The sequence below is a fragment of the Streptomyces sp. NPDC087844 genome (assembly GCF_044742785.1).
Classification (GTDB): domain Bacteria; phylum Actinomycetota; class Actinomycetes; order Streptomycetales; family Streptomycetaceae; genus Streptomyces.
This window is the reverse complement of sequence record NZ_JBIUVD010000006.1, coordinates 50467-68895: the sequence shown is the minus strand read 5'-3', so window position 1 is coordinate 68895 and position 18429 is coordinate 50467. Positions and strand designations below refer to the sequence as shown.

Below are 18429 nucleotides of genomic sequence, written 5' to 3'. Positions count from 1 at the left end.
GGAGGTACCGGTGAGCTATGTCGCCGGCCAGGACCTGGGGGGGCTGCGCGCCGACCTCGGCGATGTCCCGCTGGGCAGCGTCGACACGTCCGGCGTCGCCTGGCGCCTGCAAGAGCTGCAGGGCTGGGATTCGCCCGAGGTCCGCAGCGAGATGCAGCAGCGCGAGGCGGATCACGGAGCCTGGGCTTCACCCGTCTACCTCGGCGAGCGGCCCATCACCGCGGCCGGACTCATCGAGGCCCCGGACCGGGCCACCCTGGAGGACGCCATGGAACGGCTCAGGGAGGCGACCGCCCTGAGCGACACCCTGATGGTCGTGTACGAGACGACACCCAAGCAGGCCCTGGTGAGGCGGTCGGGGAAGCTGGTCATGCCCTATCTGACCGACCGGCTCGCCTCGTACTCGCTGATGGTCACGGCCGCGGACCCGCGCCGGTATGCCACCGTCCTGCAGAGCGACGACACCCTGCTGCCGATCACAACGGGCGGTCTCGTACCGCCCGTGACCCCACCCGTCACGATCGTCTCTACCAGCGTCTCGGGTGTGATCGACGCCGAAAATTCGGGCTCGTTCGAGACCCGGCCGCTGTTCATCATCGACGGGCCCGTGGACGCCCCCAGGATCCTCGCGCAGATGCCCGACGGATCGGTCCGCTTCCTGACCTACTCACAGTCTCTGGGCAACGGCGAGCAGCTGGTCATCGATACGGACGCGCACAGCGTGATCCTCAACGGCGACGTCTCCCGGCGCCGCTTCCTGACCACGCCGACCGGCTGGCCGATCATCCCCGCCCGCTCGATGGTGTCGTTCCGGTTCGACGCCATGTACTACAACTCCGGCGCGAAGCTGACGGCCCGCTGGCGGTCGGCATGGATGTGAAAGGAGAGCCGCAGTGGTAGCGGTCAACCCCTCATGGATCGACGGCGTCGCGCTGAGCGGGTACTTCCTGCGCCGCGGCGACTCCGCCCTCACCATGCACAACGGCAATGCCCTCGGCGCGCGCTCCGGCGTCGTCCCCGGGTCCGGCGGCCTGAACGTCAGCCTGTCCGGCTCGACAATCACCACCGGATCGGGCATCGCCCTCGTCTACTACGCCGGCGAGGGTCTTTTCCGGGCGTCCATGACCTCGACGAGCACGAACACGCTCACCGCGGCCCACGCGACGCTCCCGCGTATCGACCTGGTGTACCTGCGCGTGTGGTGCAACAGCGTGGACGCCTCCGGCCTCAACCAGGCTGACGTCGTCTACCTCGCGGGCACAGCGTCCTCCACTCCCGCGGCTCCGGTGCCCGCCGGCACCGTCATCTACATGCCGCTGGCCACGATCAGCGTGCCCGCATCCGGTGGCGGATCGCCGACCGTGTCCAACGCGGTGCGGCCGTACACCGTGGCTCCGGGCGGCATCCTGCCCTTGCAGGCGGTCGCGCCGTCCTCTCCCTACGTCGGCCAGTTCTACGACGACCAGACCAACCTCCGCCGCTGGAACGGGTCGGTCTGGGAGACCATGGCCAAGGTCGAGAGCGTCGGCTGGACGGCTCCGGCCCTGGCCGCGAACTACACCACCGGCGACACGACGACCAACGGCAACCTCAACGGGCCCATGCGCTACCGCAAGTACACCGACCGCGGCACGGACTACATGGAGTGGGACGGGTCAGCGCAACGCACGTCCGGCTCCCAGACCTCCAACATCCTGCTCGCTGCCCTGGCGGCCGGCTTCCGGCCCGCGTCCCGGGCCAGCTTCGTCATCGCCCGCAACGCCACCTCGATCAACTCCGGTGAAGCGTCGATCGTGCACTCCTGCAAGATCGACTTCAACCAGGACGGAACGATCGGCCTCGTCAGCGCCACCGCGGGCGTCACGGAGACCACCTGGTTCTCCCTCAAGGGCCTGCGGTATCCGCTGTCATGAGCGTCGAGACGTTCGCCGCACTCGGCCAGCCCGATGCCTCGCGCGCGGTCGAGCTGTCCTGGTTCGGCTGTGACCTGCGGACCGGGCAGATCGTCGAGGACCTGGGATCCCTCAAACCGTCCGGTCCGCTCACCAAGCGCCTCGGGACCGTCACCACCAGCTCGTTCGATCTCGGTATCGCCGGAGCGGGCCGGGACTGGCTGGCCGCCACCGACCCCGGCCGCAGCCTCCTGGTCGGCGTCGACCGCCTCACCGACCAGCCCGTGTGGGCGGGCATGGTCCTCACCCGGGACGCCGGATCGTCCTGGACCGCGCAGCTCGGCGCGGCTACCTGCGAGGCGTACCTGGACCGCCGGTACACCGGCGACCAGACACAGATCCAGCAGGACCAGGCCGCCGTCGTCACCGCCCTGATGAACGCCCCGCTCACCCAGGGCCCCCCGTTCGTCCTGGACGCCCCCAGCACCGGCGTCCTCATGGACTACACCGCCCTTGACGGAGACGACAAAACCGCCCTGTCTGCACTGCAGGAGGTCATGGGGCAGGACGGCGGCCCGGAGTGGACCGTCGATGTGGCCTGGTCGGATGCCGCTCACAGCGGATTCGTCCTGCCCGTGCGGGTACGCCCGGCCATCGGCACCCAGGCAGCCGAGCCGGAAGCCGTCTTCGACTTCCCCGGCTGCATCAGCACCTACACCCTCGGCGAGTCCTACGAGAGCGGCAAGGGCGCAACCGTGGTCCTGGCCCGCGGCGAAGGCGAAGGCACAGCACGCCTGTCCAGCAGCTCCCAGATCGCCACCGACCTGGAGGCCGCGGGCTGGCCGCGCTACGTCTACCGCTACACGCCCGCCTCCGGCCTCACCGACCCCACCCAGCTGACCGCGCACGCCGCGAAGGCGATCGGCCTGATGAAGACCGGCGCCCAGGTGTGGATCGTCGAGGCGGTCGCCTCCCAGGCCCCCCGCCTGGGCCGGGACTGGGGGATCGGCGACAGCGTGCGCGTCGTCATCGATTCCTCGCCCCGCCACCCGGAAGGAGCCGAGGTCGTCGCCCGCGCCTGGTCGTGGGAGCTGGACGCCGCAGCTAACCGGATCACCCCAATCCTGATCCAGGAGGACTAGCTGATGCCCACGCCCGGCGACCAACTGCCCAACGGCACACAGCAGATGGCCCGTGATATCGCCGACCTCAAACGGCAAGTGCGCGAACTGCGGGCCGCCCGCCGCCTGGAGAACGCGGCCGTCGGCGCCGGAGGGCTACGCGTCGTCAACGGCGGGCGTCTGGCCATGGACACCCCTGGCAAGGTCCGCATGGTCGACATCGGCAAGCTCAGCGACACCTCTTTCAACCACAGCGACGGCAGCCCGCAGCAGGCCGTGCAGTTGCGCCGCGATGACGGCTCGCTGTTCATGTCCTGCTTCTCGTATCCGCCGTCCGGCTTCGAGACGCAGGCCTGGAAGTTCTACGACCGCAGCGGCAACATCATCCTGGCCGAGGACACGAACTCCGGTCAGGGACTGGCCCGCCCCTACCTTCCGGTCCCGGTCGGCCCGGCCTACGAAGGCAGCTGGGACTACTGGCCCCGAACCACCGGCACCACCACCACCCGGCTGTGGAACGGCCGCTTCTACAAGCAACTCCCGAACGTGGTGATCGTCATGCAGGCGTCCATGGACACCTCCGGCGCCACCGGAACCATCGAACTCACCGTGGGCGGCACCGTCCGCGCCAGCAGCAGCGTGTCCTTCAGCGTCGGCTACGTCACCCTCGGCCCCTACGCCCTCGACAGCTACGACCACATGCAGCAGGTCGACATCGCCGTCCAGGGCCGACGCACCGCCGGCACCGGCGCCCTGCGCGCCTCCCTGTACTCCGCCTACCAGCTGTAACCGGAGGATCAGTGACCACCCCGCCTGACGAGCGGCCGCCCGTCGAGCCGTTCCCCAGCACGCCGCTGCTGCCGGTCGCCACCGCGGTCGACGTCCCCCCGCCGTCCGGAGAGACACCCCCCGAGGACTCGCCGCCGCCAGAAACCGAAGAACCGCCCATCGCCTGAAACCCACCCGCCCCGCGCCGCCCGGCCCGGGGCTTCGTCGTGTCTGGAGAAGTCGTGGCCACCTGCAAGCTCTACCGCGGCACCGTCCCGCAGATCATTCCGCCCGGCGAGTGGACGCTGGTCAGCTTCGAGAAGACGGTCAGCAACGACCGCAGCATGGCCCGGAACCTCAGTCTGATCGTCCCGCCGACGACCGCAGAGTTCCTGTGGGCCCGCAACCTGCGCTGGTCAGCCATCGACATCCCGGACGGCGACGTGCGCCCCCGGCAGATCATGTCGCGTTTCGTGCGCGACCCGGCCGGCATCCACGACGACACCGGCGCCGACGACCGCACCGCCACCCCCGGCCGCAGCTGGCAGACCGTGGCCTGGCCCTTCGTCGGGCAGGCCGGAATGCCCGTCGGCCTGGAGGTCTGGCACGACCACCACCTGCCCTGGGGCCTTGAGCACGCCCAGTTCGCCGCCACGACCCCGGACTACTGAAAGAAGGCCCGCACCATGCCCGAACCCTGGATGCCGGGAGCGCAGAAGCTCGACATAGGCGACCACGCCCCCACCGACGGCGGCCCGCCCAAAGCCATCGGCCACATCACGTGGGACCGCAACGCGAGCGCGGCCAAGCCGCAGGACCTCGTGCCCTACGAGAACCTCCGCTCGTACTTCTCCGGCGGCGGGAAGCCCTCCGCTCCGCACGTCCTGTGGGACCCCTTCACCGGCCGCATCACCCAGTTCCTGCCGGCCACCTCCCGCAGCAAGTCCCTCGCCGACCGCGCGGGCGGCACCCGCACGAACCGTGCGGGCAAGGTCGTGCTGCAGATCGAGGCGTTGTTCTTCCCGCACTGCCGGGTCGGGACGACGGTCTACCCGCGGCTCGTCGACACCCCGTGCAAGGGCTGGCCGGAGCTGCTGGCCTGGGTCCGGTCGTGGGGCGTCCCGGACACGTGGCCGATGGGCCGCCCCGTCGACTTCGGGTCGCACCGGTCGGAGGCCATTTGGGCGTCCAAGGGTGGCTGGTACGCGCACGCGCACGTCCCAGAGAACGACCACCAGGACCCTGGCAGTTGGCCCGCATTCGTCGGAGCTCCGGCGACATCTGAGCCGAAGTACGAACCGTTTCCCGGCACGGCGTTCTTCATGGCAGGGACGAAGCCCGCCCTCGGCAAGAGGTCGGCCGTCTTCGCCGCGATGGGCAAGCGGCTGGTCGCGGTCGGCTGTGGCCGGTACACGGTTGGCCCGGGCCCGACGCTCGGCACTGCTGACGTCGCCTCCTACGAGGCGTGGCAGCGCAAGTGCGGCCACACCGGAACGGCGGCGAAGTGGCCGCCCGGCAAGACCACTTGGGACCTGCTCAAAGTTCCCAACGTCTGATGAGCCACGACCGCGGTACCCCACCCTCGGACTGGCCGGGCCTGGAGATGGCCAGCCTGACCCGGCTCACCGACGAGATCTACTTCGGGTGGTTGGCGACAGAGACCACTCCAATGTTCTGGCACTGGTGCGCTGCGCTCGCCAACGTCCCCGAAGAGCGCACCGTCACCGGTCGGTGGGTGGCCGCGGGAACCGGCGCGCACACGCTCGTCAGTCGTGAGCCGCTGCACCTCGAACCCTCGCTGCTGTGGCGTTGCTGTGACCTACACGGCTTCGTCCGCGGCGGCGCGTGGATACCTGCTTGAACCCCAGAGAGGACCATCACCATGTCTGAGTTCACCCTGCCCGGCGACGCCGAGACCGTCATCAAGACCGCGAAGACCTACGGCCGCGACCTCGCCGAGCGCACTCTCGCCACAGCCGTCGTGGCCGCCGGCGGCGTCGCCGTAGCGGCGGGCCCGGCCGACATGTTCCACGCCAGCTTCTGGCAGACCATGGCCACCGCGGGCATCGTCGCGGGCGGCACTCTCCTGAAGGGCATGCTGGCCAGAGCGTTCGGCACGAAGAACAGCGCGAGCCTCGCCAAGGGCGTCTGATGCGGGCCGCGGCGGCGCGGGTCTGGCGCCACCTGCGCTGGCGCGGCCTCGCCCTCGCAGGTGTCGGCGCCCTCTGGGTCGTCTACGGCCTCGGCCTGATCCTGACGACCCGCGGCTCCATCACCTCCGGCACTGCCCCGCTGATCCGCATCATGTGCATCGAGGCGTGGGGTGGGGTGTGGATCGGTTGCGGTGTCCTCGGCATGGTCGCCGGGGCGCTCCGGCCGGGCAGGGACACCTGGGGGTTCGCCGCGGTGTCCCTGCCCCCGGCGTACTGGTCGCTCTCCTTCACGGCTACCGCGGCCACCGGCGACTACGAGGTGGCGTGGGCGGCCGTGCCGATCTACGCGGCGATCGTGCTGCTGATCGTGGTCGTCGCGGTCCTGACGGGGAGGCGCCGACGGATATGCACGTGTGAGAGAGGGGGCACCGGTGGGCAGTGAGGACACGGTGCTTGGGGTGATCATCGCGGTGGTGGGGGCCATCGGCGCTGTCCTCGTCGCGAGAGTCTCGACGCCGCGGGCGGGCCCGCCTGCTGTGGGCGGGGCGGCCGAGGAGCCGCGGGAGTCGGGAGAGCTGAAGGTGTCGCCCGAGATTTGGGCGCGGTTCGAGACCCTGGAAGCGAAGGTCGACCATCTGACGGTGCTGGTGGAGCAGCAGAAGGAGAAGGTGACGACCCTCGAACGGCTTCTCCGTATGGCGATGCGGATCATCCGCAGGGCGAACCGGCGCCTGGCCGCCCGCCAAGAACTACCCGAGGAGGTCCCCCGGGAGCTGGTTCCCTACTCGATCGACTGACTGCGGCCCCGCTCTCCTCCGGGAGGGCGGGGCCGCTTTCGTGCGTCCAGGGTCAGGTGGTCGGTGGCTCGGCCCCGGCGACGAAGCTGCCCAGGCCGGGCACCGTGTACGTCAGCCCATCCTCCCGCAGCTGCTTCAAGGCCTTCTGAGCGGTCGGTGTACTGATGCTTAGCTCCTCGGTGAGCGCGACGACGGACGGCACACGACTGCCCGGAGAGTAGACCCCGGAGCGGATGCGCTCGGTGAGGATCGCGTGCGCCTGCCGCCAGCGCGGGACCTCGCTCGTTGGGTCAATCATGCAGCTCACGCTAAGTACGGTGATCACTCTGCGCGAGCGGTACATACACTGCATGTAGTGCATGCAGTGTATGTAAGGGGTATCGTCCCCGGACATAGAGAGCCCCCGCGCCGCGCGAACGGCCGAGGGCTTGGCCGACCGGTTGGAGTCGACATGGCAGACGATACGCACACCCCGACCGTGGGCACAGAGCCCGAGGTCAAGGCGATCCGGTGGTGCCACTGGCACGGAGACGTCACAGACACCGGGGTCCTGATCGACGCGCAGTCGACCAACAGCGGCCCGCCGCGCCCCTTCTACGCCTGCGCCCCCTGCCGCAAGAGGCACCGCCTGGTCCCGCTCAGCGAGCAGCCGCAGTGACCGCGCCCCGGAAACTCCCCGGCGCCGTGAACCTGGGGCGGGAGGTGTGGTCGGGCCGGGCCTGCGTGTGGTGCGGCATCCGGCTGACGTCTGGTGCGGTGTCCCAGGGTGTGGCCCGGGGCAGTGTCGGCCCGGTCTGTATGGACGCGGAGGTGTGGGCGTGCCCCGGCTGCGCATTGGGGCCGGTGCGTTCCTGATCTCCCGCCTGTCTCCGCCCCCGTCGGGGGCGGGCGGGATAGGCCCCGGCCGGCGAACTGTGCCCCGGCCGGGGCCGGTCACTGCACGAGGTCGGGCAGCGGGACATCGAGGACCCGGGCAATCTTCAGCAGTGTGGAGAGCGTCGTCTCCTGCCCCGTCTCTACTCGCCAGATGGTTACGCGGTCGATGCGGCCTGCGAGGATGACCTGCTCTTGGGTGAGGTTCTGCCGCTCGCGCTCCGCCCGGATACGGGCGCCGATGACCCGGCGTCGATCGGTAATCCAGGCGTCGTCATCGGGCAGCTCTTGCACTCGCCCCACGTTCGGGTGACGATCATTACAAGTCTGCTGAATGTGTTCAGCATTTATCGATCATGAGTGTGTGGCTCCGGTTGCATGCGGGCACAACCACTGAATCCTCCTCGGCCCTGGACCCCGGCCGTCCTCCAGCCCTGCGGCTTTGGCATATGCCGTAGGGCTCCAGGTAGTGTCATGGAATAGAACATGCGTTCACACGAATGGGTGATTACATACTCTGACCTGGCCTGATAGACATGGGGTGCAGGTGGCGGCGCTGATCGCTATCGCACTCCAGTCGTGCCGGGCGTCACAGGGGACGGTGGCCCCCTCTCCGTGATGGCCCGGCACGCGCAGCCCCCGCCTCCCTCTTGGGAGTGCGGGGGTTGCACGCGTCCGGCCCCACCTGCGGAAACGGCATGATCGTTTAGGCGATATTTAGGCGATGGACTCTGGTAGTGAGGGCGTATCAGCCGTGTAGTGAGGGTGTAGTCAGGCAGGTAGGGCGGGGCGCGAGAAAGGCCCCGGACCCTCCCTGACCTGGGAGTTCCGGGGCCTTAGCCCTGATCAATGCTGTGCCCCCGGCAGGATTCGAACCTGCGACACCCGCTTTAGGAGAGCGGTGCTCTATCCCCTGAGCTACGAAGGCGGGGGCTTGTAAAAAAGCTTGTCGAAAATCCAGCCTGCGGATCTTCGGCGAGAACTACAAGCCCGCTGGTCAGGCATGGTGTGACGTTCTCCGTGATGTCACCGGAGCGGACAACGCAACGTACCAACGACTGACCACGCACAGCTTAGCGGATGCCTGGCAGCGAGGATCCTGTGTATCGGAGCAGGGGGACAGGATGAGGCGTCAGGAAGCCTCTGACCTGCTGTTTCTGTGCGTTGCGGCGAACGGCTGACGGGGGTCGAGGAGGTGGGTCCAAGGGATGTTGGACCGTTCTGCTCCCTGTGTCTGCTTGTGGAGCCAGTTGAGCACCGTCTCATGGCGTCTGCCACAGCAGACCGCCTTGCTCGTCTGTGAGCGACAGGGCCGTTGCGATACACGCGGCCTGACCCCATCCTCTGCTGGTGCTGTAGACGGGTAGGGCTTGGGCCGCGAAGTGGGAGTCCTGTATATGAGACAGGCGTGCAGAGAACTACCTCAGCTTGCCGTTCAAACATCGGCATCCGTCGAATATTAAACGGCAAGCGTACGTCCAGCAGTCCGGACGTCTTCCCAGTTCAGAAGGGATGTGAACGATGTAACCGGACGTCAAGCTCAGGATAGCCAGCCGGTGGAAGTCCGGTCCGGGGAGACGCCAGGGTCCTCGGTGGCTGACTCCCGGCGTCACTCGAAATGGTGGCGTCGAAGTGGAGTGACAAGCGCCCTTCGGGGGTGTGCAACCGGCCAGTCCGCAACATGAAGTGAAGCCTGCAGCGTCGTTATTTAAGCCCGCCGGAAGGCGGGGCCAAGGAGGAGCCGAGCCTGTGCTTGTTCGGCGAAGGCCATGGAAGGCGATCTTGGACCTGGAGCGGTCGCCGAAGAACCTCCCGGCGTAAGGGGCGTGGAATGGTCGGACGGTTGTCCTGGGAACTGGAGAGGGCCTCCTCGGCCCCAGGGATTGCGGCCCGGGAAGCGTGGCCCGCCTATAACCGGAAGAACCAGGAAGTGGCGGGTTGCCGAGAGGCAGTCGGAGGGGGTCGTAGTAGTGAGGATCGGCGGGACTACACAACCCGCCGGGAGCGAAGGGCCCCTGCTTCATCGATGCGGATCGTGAACAGGGAGGGGCCCGGATGAGTGCCGTTTCGGCTAGATCCATCCGCCGGGAGGAAGGCGCCGCAGGACCGGGTGGCCGTCCTCTGGACAAGGTCCGAGCCTTGCAGCGGACGCTCTACCGCTGTGCCGAGCAAGAACCCGAACGCCGGTTTCATGCCCTGTATGGCCATGTCCACCGCATGGACGTTCTTCGGCGGGCGTGGGCCGGTGTGTGTGCGAACCGGGGAGCCCCCGGCGTGGACGGCGTGACCGTCGACGCGGTGGCGGCCTCGGGGGTGGATGCGTTCCTCCAGGACCTGGCGCAGAGACTGCGGACGTATACGTATCGTCCGTCGGTGCTGCGGCGGGTGAAGATTCCCAAGCCGGGGCGGCCGGGGGAGTTCCGGCCGCTTTCGATTCCCACCGTGGCGGACCGGGTGGTGATGACGGCCGCGAAACTGGTCCTGGAACCGGTTTTCGAGGCCCAGTTCACCGAGGCGAGCTACGGATTCCGGCCCAAGCGGTCCGCGATCGATGCGTGCGAAGCCGTGCGCGTTTCCGTGAACCAGGGCCGGGAGTGGGTCTTCGAGGCCGATATCCGGGACTGCTTCGGGACGATCGACCACGATGCGCTGATGGCCCAGGTGGCCCGGCGGGTGGTGGACCGGCCGATGCTGAAGCTGATCCGGGCCTGGCTGCGGATGGGAGTGCTGGAGGGCGGGGTGACCTCTCCGACCGGGGCGGGAACCCCACAGGGTTCACCGGTTTCACCTCTGCTGGCGAACATCGCCCTGCACGTCCTCGACGAGGCGTGGCAGGACGGGGGCCGCCGGCTGGGAGTGCTGGTGAGGTACTGCGATGACTTCGTGGTCTTGTCGCCGACCAGCCAACGAGCCGAACAAGCACGGGAGTTGGCGGCGAGGGTGCTGGAACGGCTCGGGATGCGGCTGCATCCTGAGAAGTCCGGCATCACCTGCCTCAGCCGGGGCGGGCGAGGCTTCGACTTCCTCGGCTTCCACCACCGGAAAGTGGAGTCGTGGAAATGGCGGGGCAAGTTCTACTTGCAGCGCTGGCCTTCGGTCAGAGCGATGCGGGTGCTGCGGGACAAAGTCCGCGCGGCCACCGGACGCTCCAGGACCGAACGGCCGGTGGCCGCCGTGGTCGCTGACCTCAACCCCGTGCTGCGAGGCTGGGGTGCGTACTTCCGCAACGGGAACTCCGGGCGGAAGTTCAACGCGGTCGACGGCTACGTCCACGAGCGGCTGGCGATCCTCGCCAGCCGGAAACACGGACTGCGGGGCCGGAACTGGGCCACCCGTTTCACCTACGGGTGGATCACCCGGCTCGGGGTCTACCGCCTCACCGGAACCGTACGCAGGGCAACGGCGCATGCCAGCCGGTGAACGATGTCGGAAAGCCGTGTGCGGGAGAACTGCATGCACGGTTTGAAGCGGCGGGGACTGGAAACGGAGCGGAAGCCACCGCGCCAGTCCCCGACCCTACTGAGGGGGAATCTCATAGAGCAATGAAATGCACCGGCGGCACGCACACGGATTTCTTCGTCCGGACCGAAAGCGGGTGGCGCATCGATCGTCATGTACTGCACACCTCGTGGATCACGGGCGAGCAGGGCGTGGTCACCGGTGCTTTATCTTGTGCTTTCGGGAAGTGGGTTGCCTGAGACTTGAATACCACAGTGAGAAGCATCCGGGCTTGCAGCGAAGGGTTGCTTGCACGCCGGCTCGATTTGTGGCGCCCTGACGTAACGGGTGTGAAATTCCTCGCGGCAGGGGCGCGTCGGCGTGTTGCCGACTCTCAGAGCAGCGCGAGTTCGGCAGTGAGTTTCTCCAGAGGCTGCCAGGTGAGGCCGACGAGTGCCGCGTGCTTCCACGCGATCCGTCCCCCGGGAGCGATCAGGAACACCGAGCGCCGCAGGCCGACACCTGGGGCTGCGACGCCGAAGAGTTTTGCCACGGTGCGGTCGGGGTCGCTGAGCAGGGGCATACGGAGGTCGTTCTTGCGAGCGAACTCCTCGTGACTTTCGACGTCCTGAGGGCTGATGGCCCAGACCTCGGCGCCCAGCTTCGTGAACTGCTCCAGCCCGCTTGAGTAGGAGCACAACTGCTTGGTGCAGACACTTGAGTTGTCCTGCGGGTAGAAGGCGAGGACCAGGGGGTGCTCACGTGCGGCGTCGAGCAGGTAGGTCCCACGGGTGAACTCGCCGTCCCGCAGTACGCCCCCGTGCAGGACGAACTCCGGTGCCTTACTGCCTGTTTCTATCGAGCCTGCCATTGCGTCTCCTTGTATGCCGTCCGCGTTGCCTGTGCCGTTCTCGATGTCATGCCGTTCAGCGGGTGGCCGTCGCCGCGTGCCGGATCAGGCCGGTCACGGCGTCCGGGCGGGTGAGCATCACGGCGTGGGGCGCGTTGACCTCGCTGGTGTGCGCGTGGGCCCGCTGGGCCATGAAGCGCTGGGTGGCCGGGGGCAGGGCGTGGTCCTGGCGCGTGACCAGGTACCAGGAGGGGATGTCCTGCCAGGCGGCATCTGTCGCGGTCTCTTCCAGTGCCACGGCGCTCACCGGCCGCTGCACGGCGGCGAGGCTGTTGGCCCTGCGCGCCGACAGGGAAGCGGCGAAGACGTCACGGTACTTGTCGGGCTTGATGTAGAGGTCCACGCCGCTCGCCCCGCTGCCCGTGTCGAAGGGGACGGGGTTCAGAGCGTCCGGTGTGGCGTGCGAGCCAGGGTCCTTGGCGGCCAGCGCGCCGATCGTCTCGCCCCTGTCCGGTGCGAAGGCCGCCACGTAGACGAGTGCCTTCACGTTGGGCTCCTGCGCGGCCGCCTCGCTGATGACCGCACCGCCGTAGGAGTGTCCGACCAGGACGACAGGGCCCTCGATGCTCTCGATCCGGCTCTTGACGTAGGCCGCGTCCGAGGTGAGCCCGCGCAGGGGGTTGGCGAGTGCCTGTACGGGATAGCCCTGGGCCTGCAGCTGGTCGATCACCGGGCTCCAGCTGGAGGAGTCGGCCCAGGCGCCGTGCACGAGCAGGACGGTCGGCTTCGCAGGGGAGTGCGAGGCCGTGGTGACGGCCACGGCGGTCTTCCCGTCACTGGAAGCGCTGCTGCTGGCGACGGCCGGGACGGCGGCGGCGACCAGGGCGACCGCGCCGGTGACTGCGAGAACCGCGCGGCGCGTACGGCGTACGGACTGGGTGTGACGTCGGGACATGATGTGCCTTCTCTGTAAATGACATGAGGAGACTCGACGAGTCTTGTCGGTAGACAGAATGTTCTGTCTAGTGGCGACCGTAGCGCGCGCTTCTGTGAGGGTCAACGTGACGAATGAGTCACTGAAAGCCGCAGGATTCAGGTGTTTGGCCGATGGAGGGCCTGGAGGTGAGGTTGTGATGGTGCGTCCCCCGAGTCCATGTGGGGAGAACGACCGTTCCGGTATGGTGGCGGTGTGATCTCGCCTCAAGCCTCCGCGACCGCGTCCCCGGCCCGAGCCCGGCTCCTGGAGACGGCCTCCCGCATTTTCTACGCCGACGGGATCCGCCACGTCGCCGTGGACCGCATCATCACCGAGGCCCAGGTCACGAGGGCCACCTTCTACCGCTACTTCCCCAGCAAGGAAGACCTCGTGCTCGCCCATGTCGAGCAGCGCGACCGGCAGATCAGGTCCGCGGTGACGGAGGCGTTCCGATCGAGCGCCGACCCGGAGGCTCTGCTGATCATGATGATGGCGGGCATCGGGGCGGAGATCTGCGGACCCGGTTTCCGCGGCTGCCCGTTCATCAACGCCGCCGCCGAGTACCACGACCCCGAGCATCCCGTGCGGCGGGCCGTTCAGGCCCACCGGACCTGGTTCCGGCAGACCGTTCTGAACCTGGTGACCGCCGCGGGCTGCACCGACAGCGAATACACCACCTCTGTGCTGGTGCTCCTGCGGGACGGGGCGATGGCAGGCGGGGACCTGGACGACCCGGCCATGGTGCGTGAACATCTGATGCGGACGGTTTCCGCCGTCCTGGCAGACGGGCGAGGAACCGGATAGCCCAAGCCCCGCCGCACCGCCGGCCCCGAGACACCCGCCCGTTCACCTCAGCCACCAGGTCGGAAAATGCAACAGCCACAGAACGAACTCGGCGCCTTCCTGCGGGCGAACCGCGCCCGCACCGAACCGGCTGACGTGGGCCTGCCCGCCGGCGGCGGCAGCCGCCGGGTCAAGGGCCTGCGCCGCGAAGAGGTGGCCGTCCTCGCCGGCGTGAGCTCCGACTATTACGCCCGCCTGGAGCAGGGACGCGAACGCCACCCCTCACCGCAGGTCGTCGACGCGGTGGGACGGGCGATGCGGCTGACACCGGACGCGCGGAGCCACCTCTTCAGGCTGGCCAACCTGCATCCCGCGCTCACCCCGGCCGCAGGCCGCGACCTGGTCCACCCCTCCCTGCTGCAACTGCTGGACGCTTTTCCCCAGGCCGCCGCCTACGTGCTGAGCCCCGCCTTCGACGTCCTCGCCAAGAACGCCGTCGCCGCCGCACTCCTCGCACCCTTCGAGGACACCTCCAACATGGTCCGCGTGCTGTTCGAGCATCCCCGTGCGCGGGAGGTCTTCGTCGAGTGGCCGGTGGTGGCGCGCGCGACCGTGCACGCGTTGCGGCTGCACGCGGGCCGTTTCCCCGACGACCCCGACATCCACGGCCTCGTGTCCGAGATGTCGCAGGCGGCACCGGAGTTCCGGCACCTGTGGCAGGAGAACAAGGTGGAGAACATGTCCCGTGCGTTCAAGGTGTTCGAGCTGCCCGGGGCAGGGCGTATCGAGCTGACGTACCAGACCTTCGACGTCCATGACGCTCCCGGGCAGCAGCTCCTGGTCGGCGTTCCCGAGCCCGGCAGCGTCAGCGCCGCGGCGATCGCGTCCCTCCTCGCGCCGGCCGAGCGCGGCGCGAGCACCGGGTGACACCCCTTGCCGCAGTGCAGAAGCGCTGCGGTGCCGTCCTGGTCCACACGGAACCGTGCCGCCTGCGAGGCCCCTCTGATCGTCAACGCTGCCCATCGGCTCCCGCCCGGCTCTCCTTGTTGCCGCGGTAGAGCGCGTCGAGGCGGGCGAGCAGTGCCTCGCGGACCGAGTCGGGCGACAGGACTTCCAGCGGCGTGCGCAGGCTGAGCAGGTAGCCGGCGAGCTGGTCGGGGTCGGAGCCGCCGATGCTGATGACCGTACGGTCCGGCCCGTCGGGTTCGTGGGTGGCGACGATCGGCGCCACCAGCCGGCGCGCGTCGTCGTAGGACAGTGGGAGCCGGACCCGGGCGAAGAAGGGGTAGCCGGTGCGGGTGATGGTGTCGGAGACCATCTGCGCGGCGTCCGGTGCGTCGGACAGGTCGACGACCTGCCCCGTGGACTCGACCTCGACCACCCGGTCGGCACGGAACGTGCGCCACGCCGTACGTTCGACGTCGCGGGCCACGAAGTACCAGTGGACGCCGGTGTACACCAGGCGGTGCGGGTCGACGCACCGGACGGTCGTGGCGCCGTGCATGTCGCGGTAGGTGAGCGTGGTGCGTTCGGACGCCCGGCACACGGAGGCCAGCATCAACAGCACGTCCGCCGACGCCCGCGGGGTCTCGCAGCGTGCGGTGTGCTCGACGGTGTCGTCCAGGCCGGCCAGCCGCCGGGCCATCCGGGCGGGCAGGATCTGCCGCAGCTTCAGCAGGGCCGACAGCGCCGCCGGGTCGGCGCCGAGCGCGGCACCATGGGCAGCTTCCCTGAGCGCCACGGCCACGGCGAACACCTCGTCGTCGTCCAGGTTCAGCGGCGGCATACGGTTGCCCGCGCCGAAGCGGTAGCCGCCGCCTGGCCCCGGTACGGACTCCACGCCGTAGCCGAGCTCGCGCAGCCGGTCGATGTCCCGGCGCACCGTGCGCTCGGTGACGTCGAGCTGTCGTGCCAGCTCCGCGTTGGACCAGGTCGGCCGGGACGAGAGCAAGGACACCAGCCGCAGCAGCCGGGCAGAGGTAGCGATCACGGAACGAACCTATCCAGGATGTCGGGCGCCGACCGGTACAGGGCTGCGGCGGCGTGACTGCCGAGACCAGGACCGCGGGATCGGAGACAGACCAGGACCGTAGGTGTCCGGATCTGCTCCTAGCCTGAATGCGAGGCACACACCCCCGGGTCGCAGTACCGCCCGGACGCCTCTGCCCACCGCCATCCTCTTTGTATAGGAGCACATAGTGTCAGCCACCCCCCGCCTGCTGGTCTATGGAGCAACCGGCTACACCGGGCGTCTCGTCGCCGAGCACGCCAAGGAGTCGGGCCTCGACGTCGTCGTGGCCGGCCGCAACCCGGAGCGCGTCACGGCACTCGGCGAGGAACTCGGCCTGGAGAGCCGCGCCTTCCCGGTCGACGACCCCGCACTCGTGCGCGAGGCGCTCGCCGGCATCACCGTGGTCCTGAACGTCGCCGGCCCGTTCCGCCACACCGCGCGCCCGCTGATGGACGCCGCCATCGACCGCGGGGTGCACTACCTGGACACCACCGCCGAATACGACGTCTTCGCCACCGCACGCTCCCGGCACGCCGAGGCCACGGCGGCCGGGGTGATGGTCATGTCCGGCGTCGGCTGGGACGTGGTGCCCAGCGACGGCGTGGCCGCACACACCGCGGCGCGCGTCGCCGATCCCGTCAGTCTGCGGCTCGCTCTCAAACTCCTGAGTGCCACTGCCGAAGAAGCCGAAGGCCTGAACCTGTTCTCCCGCGGTTCCATCATCAGCGCCACCGAGGGCATCGGCGACCTCGGTGTACTGGTACGCACCGACGGGGAGATCGTCGCGCTGCCGGAGCCCAGGGTCGCCTCGTTCGACTTCGGCGACAACGGTCCGGAGGAGGCCGTGTCCGCGTCCATGGGCGATCTGATCACCAGCCACTACGCCACGGGCATCCCCACCATCGAGGTGTACGTGCAGGCCGGTCAGCCACTGCCCATCGACCTGGACCTCTCCGCGCTGCCCGACGGGCCGACCGCCACAGAGCGGCAGGTGGGACGCAGCAAGGTCGTTGCGGAGGTCACCGGCCGGGACGGCAGCGTGGCCAGGTCTCTGATCGACACGCCGACCGGCTACCGGTTCACCCAGCTCTCGTCCGTGGAGATCGCCCGCCGTGTCCTGGCCGGCTCCTTCACGCCCGGCTTCCAGTCGCCGTCCTCCGCGTACGGCAGTGGACTGGCCCTCGCCGTCGGTGATTCGTACATCAAGGATCTGTAGGAAGCGCCCTCCAGGACGGCCCGCCCACGGGGGGAGTGGAGCGGAAGGTAGGAGTGCGGCACCCAGGACGGCACGTCCTTCTTCGCGGGCCGGCGCAGGACCAGACTGACGGTGCTCGCCCGGACAGGGCGGGCGGAATCTCCCTCCGGAACCCCGCTGAAAGGCGACCGTCATGTCTTCTGCCACCCCCTCGATGTCGAGCGCCCGGCAGATCGAGAACCTCATCGCCCGTTACTCCCACCTCGTCGACGAGGGAGACTTCGCGCAGTTCGGCGCATTGTTCGACCACGCGGACTTCGTGTCCGGTGAGGTGAGCCTGCGCGGTGGGAAGGCCATCGAGGAGCTGATCGGCTCGATGCTTGTCGTCCACGACGACGGGACCCTGCGCACCCGGCACATCACCACGAACATCCTCATCGAGGTGAACGAGGACGACGACAGTGCCGAGGCGCGGTCGTACTACAACATCCTCCAGGCGGTGCCCGGCCTGTTGCCGCTGCAGATGGTGGCGGGCGGCCGGTACCGCGACCGCTTCGAACGGCGCGACGGTAGGTGGTCCTTCGCCCGGCGGGAGGTCACCATCGACTTCACCGGCGACACCCGCTACCACCTCAAAGAGCAGTCCGGCTCCTGAGGGCCGACGACAGGGCGGGTTCCGTCCGGACCGGCACACGCGGCAAGGACAGCCAGGACAACGCACTCGGAGAGTTCCTCCGAACCTGCCGCTCCCGCCTGACCCCCGAGGACGTGGGCCTGCGCGCAGGCGGTCGCAACCGCAGGGTCGAAGGACTGCGCCGGGAGGAGGTGTCCGTCCTGTCGGGAGTCGGCGTCGACCACTACGCACGGCTGGAGCAAGGACGGGTGCGAAAGCCCTCGGCCCGGATCACCGAGGCTCTGAGCCGGGCTCTCCACCTGGACGCGGACACACGAAAACACCTGTTCCACCTCGCCGGACTCAACCCGAACCTGCGCCCTGACAGTGCCCGCGAGCAGGTGCATCCCGAATTCCTGCGCCTACTGGAGGCATCCCACCAGGCAGCGGCCTACGTGCTGAGCCCCTGCTTCGACATCCTGGCCGCCAATGAGCCCGCGCAGGCACTGCTGTCTCCCTTCGCCGCCACGGGCCGTATCAGCGGCAATCAGAACCTGATCCGCATCCTCTTCACGCATCCGCAGGCCAGGAACTACTTCGCCCAGTGGCCGTCGGCAGCCGCCGCCTCCCTGCACACGCTGCACCGCAATGCCCTCCGGCTGCCGGGCGACACCGAGATCGCGGACCTCGTCACCGACCTGACCGCCGCGTCGGCCGACTTCACCAGGGCATGGCAGGACAGGGCATCACAGGACCGGACAGCGGTCGGCCTGGATCGCGCGTACAGGAACGTCGTCCACCCCGCAGCCGGACGCATCACGCTCAGGTACCGCGTCCTGGGCACAACGGCCGTCCCCGGGCAACGCCTGCTGCTCGCAATTCCCGTTCCCGGCAGCCGCAGTGCCCAGGCCTTCACCTACCTCGCGGCCATGGGCGGGCCGCCACCCTGACGACCGCGT

Annotated in this window: 23 protein-coding genes and 1 tRNA gene; 18 read left to right on the top strand and 6 right to left on the bottom strand. The window is 68.8% G+C overall.

The annotated features are described in order from the left end of the window. Positions 1-10: 10 nt before the first annotated feature. From ACIOKD_RS14200 to ACIOKD_RS14150, 11 genes are read left to right on the top strand one after another with little or no spacing between them, the layout of a single operon-like run. Positions 11-880 carry a hypothetical protein gene (locus ACIOKD_RS14200; RefSeq protein WP_402082774.1) on the top strand — a complete coding sequence of 290 codons (870 nt, stop codon included), beginning with the start codon at positions 11-13 and terminating at the stop codon, positions 878-880. A 13-nt stretch (positions 881-893) separates the two neighbouring features. Beyond that, positions 894-1913 carry a hypothetical protein gene (locus tag ACIOKD_RS14195; protein ID WP_402082772.1) on the top strand — a complete coding sequence of 340 codons (1020 nt, stop codon included), beginning with the start codon at positions 894-896 and terminating at the stop codon, positions 1911-1913. Then, positions 1910-3034 (top strand): hypothetical protein, encoded by a 1125-nt coding sequence (locus ACIOKD_RS14190; RefSeq protein WP_402082770.1) that lies wholly within the window; start codon positions 1910-1912, stop codon positions 3032-3034. Before ACIOKD_RS14195 ends, ACIOKD_RS14190 begins: the two co-directional genes overlap by 4 nt. Before the next feature lie 3 nt (positions 3035-3037). Next, positions 3038-3802 carry a hypothetical protein gene (locus ACIOKD_RS14185; protein WP_402082767.1) on the top strand — a complete coding sequence of 255 codons (765 nt, stop codon included), beginning with the start codon at positions 3038-3040 and terminating at the stop codon, positions 3800-3802. Between the two features lie 11 nt (positions 3803-3813). Continuing rightward, positions 3814-3969, top strand: coding sequence for a hypothetical protein (locus ACIOKD_RS14180; RefSeq protein ID WP_402082764.1), 156 nt, complete (start codon positions 3814-3816; stop codon positions 3967-3969). Positions 3970-4023: 54 nt separating this feature from the next. Beyond that, positions 4024-4452, top strand: a complete 429-nt coding sequence (locus tag ACIOKD_RS14175; RefSeq protein ID WP_402082762.1) for a hypothetical protein — start codon at positions 4024-4026, stop codon at positions 4450-4452. 15 nt (positions 4453-4467) lie between these two features. Continuing rightward, positions 4468-5337, top strand: coding sequence for a peptidoglycan-binding protein (locus ACIOKD_RS14170; protein ID WP_402082759.1), 870 nt, complete (start codon positions 4468-4470; stop codon positions 5335-5337). Further along, positions 5337-5642, top strand: a complete 306-nt coding sequence (locus tag ACIOKD_RS14165) for a hypothetical protein (RefSeq protein ID WP_402082756.1) — start codon at positions 5337-5339, stop codon at positions 5640-5642. Before ACIOKD_RS14170 ends, ACIOKD_RS14165 begins: the two co-directional genes overlap by 1 nt. Positions 5643-5663: 21 nt before the next feature. After that, positions 5664-5933 carry a hypothetical protein gene (locus ACIOKD_RS14160; protein ID WP_402082754.1) on the top strand — a complete coding sequence of 90 codons (270 nt, stop codon included), beginning with the start codon at positions 5664-5666 and terminating at the stop codon, positions 5931-5933. Then, positions 5933-6376 carry a hypothetical protein gene (locus ACIOKD_RS14155; protein ID WP_402082751.1) on the top strand — a complete coding sequence of 148 codons (444 nt, stop codon included), beginning with the start codon at positions 5933-5935 and terminating at the stop codon, positions 6374-6376. The genes ACIOKD_RS14160 and ACIOKD_RS14155 overlap by 1 nt, the downstream gene beginning before the upstream one ends. After that, positions 6366-6731 (top strand): hypothetical protein, encoded by a 366-nt coding sequence (locus ACIOKD_RS14150; RefSeq protein WP_402082748.1) that lies wholly within the window; start codon positions 6366-6368, stop codon positions 6729-6731. Before ACIOKD_RS14155 ends, ACIOKD_RS14150 begins: the two co-directional genes overlap by 11 nt. A gap of 52 nt (positions 6732-6783) precedes the next feature. On the opposite strand, the gene ACIOKD_RS14145 is transcribed toward ACIOKD_RS14150, so the two are convergent. Continuing rightward, the gene (locus ACIOKD_RS14145; RefSeq protein WP_402082745.1) at positions 6784-7029 is read right to left on the bottom strand and encodes a GntR family transcriptional regulator; all 246 of its coding nucleotides are present in this window, start codon (positions 7027-7029) and stop codon (positions 6784-6786) included. Between the two features lie 153 nt (positions 7030-7182). Between ACIOKD_RS14145 and ACIOKD_RS14140 the strand changes: the two genes are divergently transcribed. After that, positions 7183-7389 carry a hypothetical protein gene (locus tag ACIOKD_RS14140; RefSeq protein ID WP_402082743.1) on the top strand — a complete coding sequence of 69 codons (207 nt, stop codon included), beginning with the start codon at positions 7183-7185 and terminating at the stop codon, positions 7387-7389. Positions 7390-7664: 275 nt separating this feature from the next. Here ACIOKD_RS14140 and ACIOKD_RS14135 read toward each other — a convergent pair whose 3' ends face one another. After that, entirely contained in the window at positions 7665-7898 is a 234-nt protein-coding gene (locus ACIOKD_RS14135) for a helix-turn-helix domain-containing protein (protein ID WP_402082740.1), read from the bottom strand. Between the two features lie 561 nt (positions 7899-8459). Next, positions 8460-8532, bottom strand: a tRNA-Arg gene (locus tag ACIOKD_RS14130). A gap of 1127 nt (positions 8533-9659) precedes the next feature. Here ACIOKD_RS14130 and ltrA point away from each other — a divergent pair. Further along, positions 9660-11024, top strand: coding sequence for a group II intron reverse transcriptase/maturase (gene ltrA / locus ACIOKD_RS14125; protein ID WP_402082738.1), 1365 nt, complete (start codon positions 9660-9662; stop codon positions 11022-11024). A 412-nt stretch (positions 11025-11436) separates the two neighbouring features. Here the strand turns inward: ltrA and ACIOKD_RS14120 are convergent, their stop codons facing one another. Next, positions 11437-11913: a peroxiredoxin gene (locus ACIOKD_RS14120; RefSeq protein WP_402082735.1), complete on the bottom strand. Its 477-nt coding sequence runs from the start codon at positions 11911-11913 to the stop codon at positions 11437-11439. A 55-nt stretch (positions 11914-11968) separates the two neighbouring features. Further along, positions 11969-12847: an alpha/beta fold hydrolase gene (locus ACIOKD_RS14115; RefSeq protein ID WP_402082733.1), complete on the bottom strand. Its 879-nt coding sequence runs from the start codon at positions 12845-12847 to the stop codon at positions 11969-11971. 234 nt (positions 12848-13081) lie between these two features. On the opposite strand from ACIOKD_RS14115, the gene ACIOKD_RS14110 reads away from it, so the two are divergent. Beyond that, positions 13082-13672 carry a TetR/AcrR family transcriptional regulator gene (locus tag ACIOKD_RS14110; protein WP_402082730.1) on the top strand — a complete coding sequence of 197 codons (591 nt, stop codon included), beginning with the start codon at positions 13082-13084 and terminating at the stop codon, positions 13670-13672. Between the two features lie 66 nt (positions 13673-13738). Then, complete coding sequence (locus tag ACIOKD_RS14105) at positions 13739-14578, top strand: helix-turn-helix transcriptional regulator (RefSeq protein ID WP_402082727.1); 840 nt, start codon at positions 13739-13741, stop codon at positions 14576-14578. 82 nt (positions 14579-14660) lie between these two features. Here the strand turns inward: ACIOKD_RS14105 and ACIOKD_RS14100 are convergent, their stop codons facing one another. Next, positions 14661-15641 (bottom strand): helix-turn-helix transcriptional regulator, encoded by a 981-nt coding sequence (locus ACIOKD_RS14100; protein ID WP_402082725.1) that lies wholly within the window; start codon positions 15639-15641, stop codon positions 14661-14663. Positions 15642-15849: 208 nt separating this feature from the next. Here ACIOKD_RS14100 and ACIOKD_RS14095 point away from each other — a divergent pair, with 208 nt between their 5' ends. From ACIOKD_RS14095 to ACIOKD_RS14085, 3 genes are all read left to right on the top strand, one after another. After that, positions 15850-16878: a saccharopine dehydrogenase family protein gene (locus ACIOKD_RS14095; protein WP_402082723.1), complete on the top strand. Its 1029-nt coding sequence runs from the start codon at positions 15850-15852 to the stop codon at positions 16876-16878. Positions 16879-17050: 172 nt separating this feature from the next. Beyond that, positions 17051-17512 carry a nuclear transport factor 2 family protein gene (locus tag ACIOKD_RS14090; protein ID WP_402082720.1) on the top strand — a complete coding sequence of 154 codons (462 nt, stop codon included), beginning with the start codon at positions 17051-17053 and terminating at the stop codon, positions 17510-17512. Then, positions 17509-18420, top strand: coding sequence for a helix-turn-helix transcriptional regulator (locus tag ACIOKD_RS14085; RefSeq protein WP_402083531.1), 912 nt, complete (start codon positions 17509-17511; stop codon positions 18418-18420). The genes ACIOKD_RS14090 and ACIOKD_RS14085 overlap by 4 nt, the downstream gene beginning before the upstream one ends. The last annotated feature ends 9 nt before the right edge of the window (positions 18421-18429 follow it).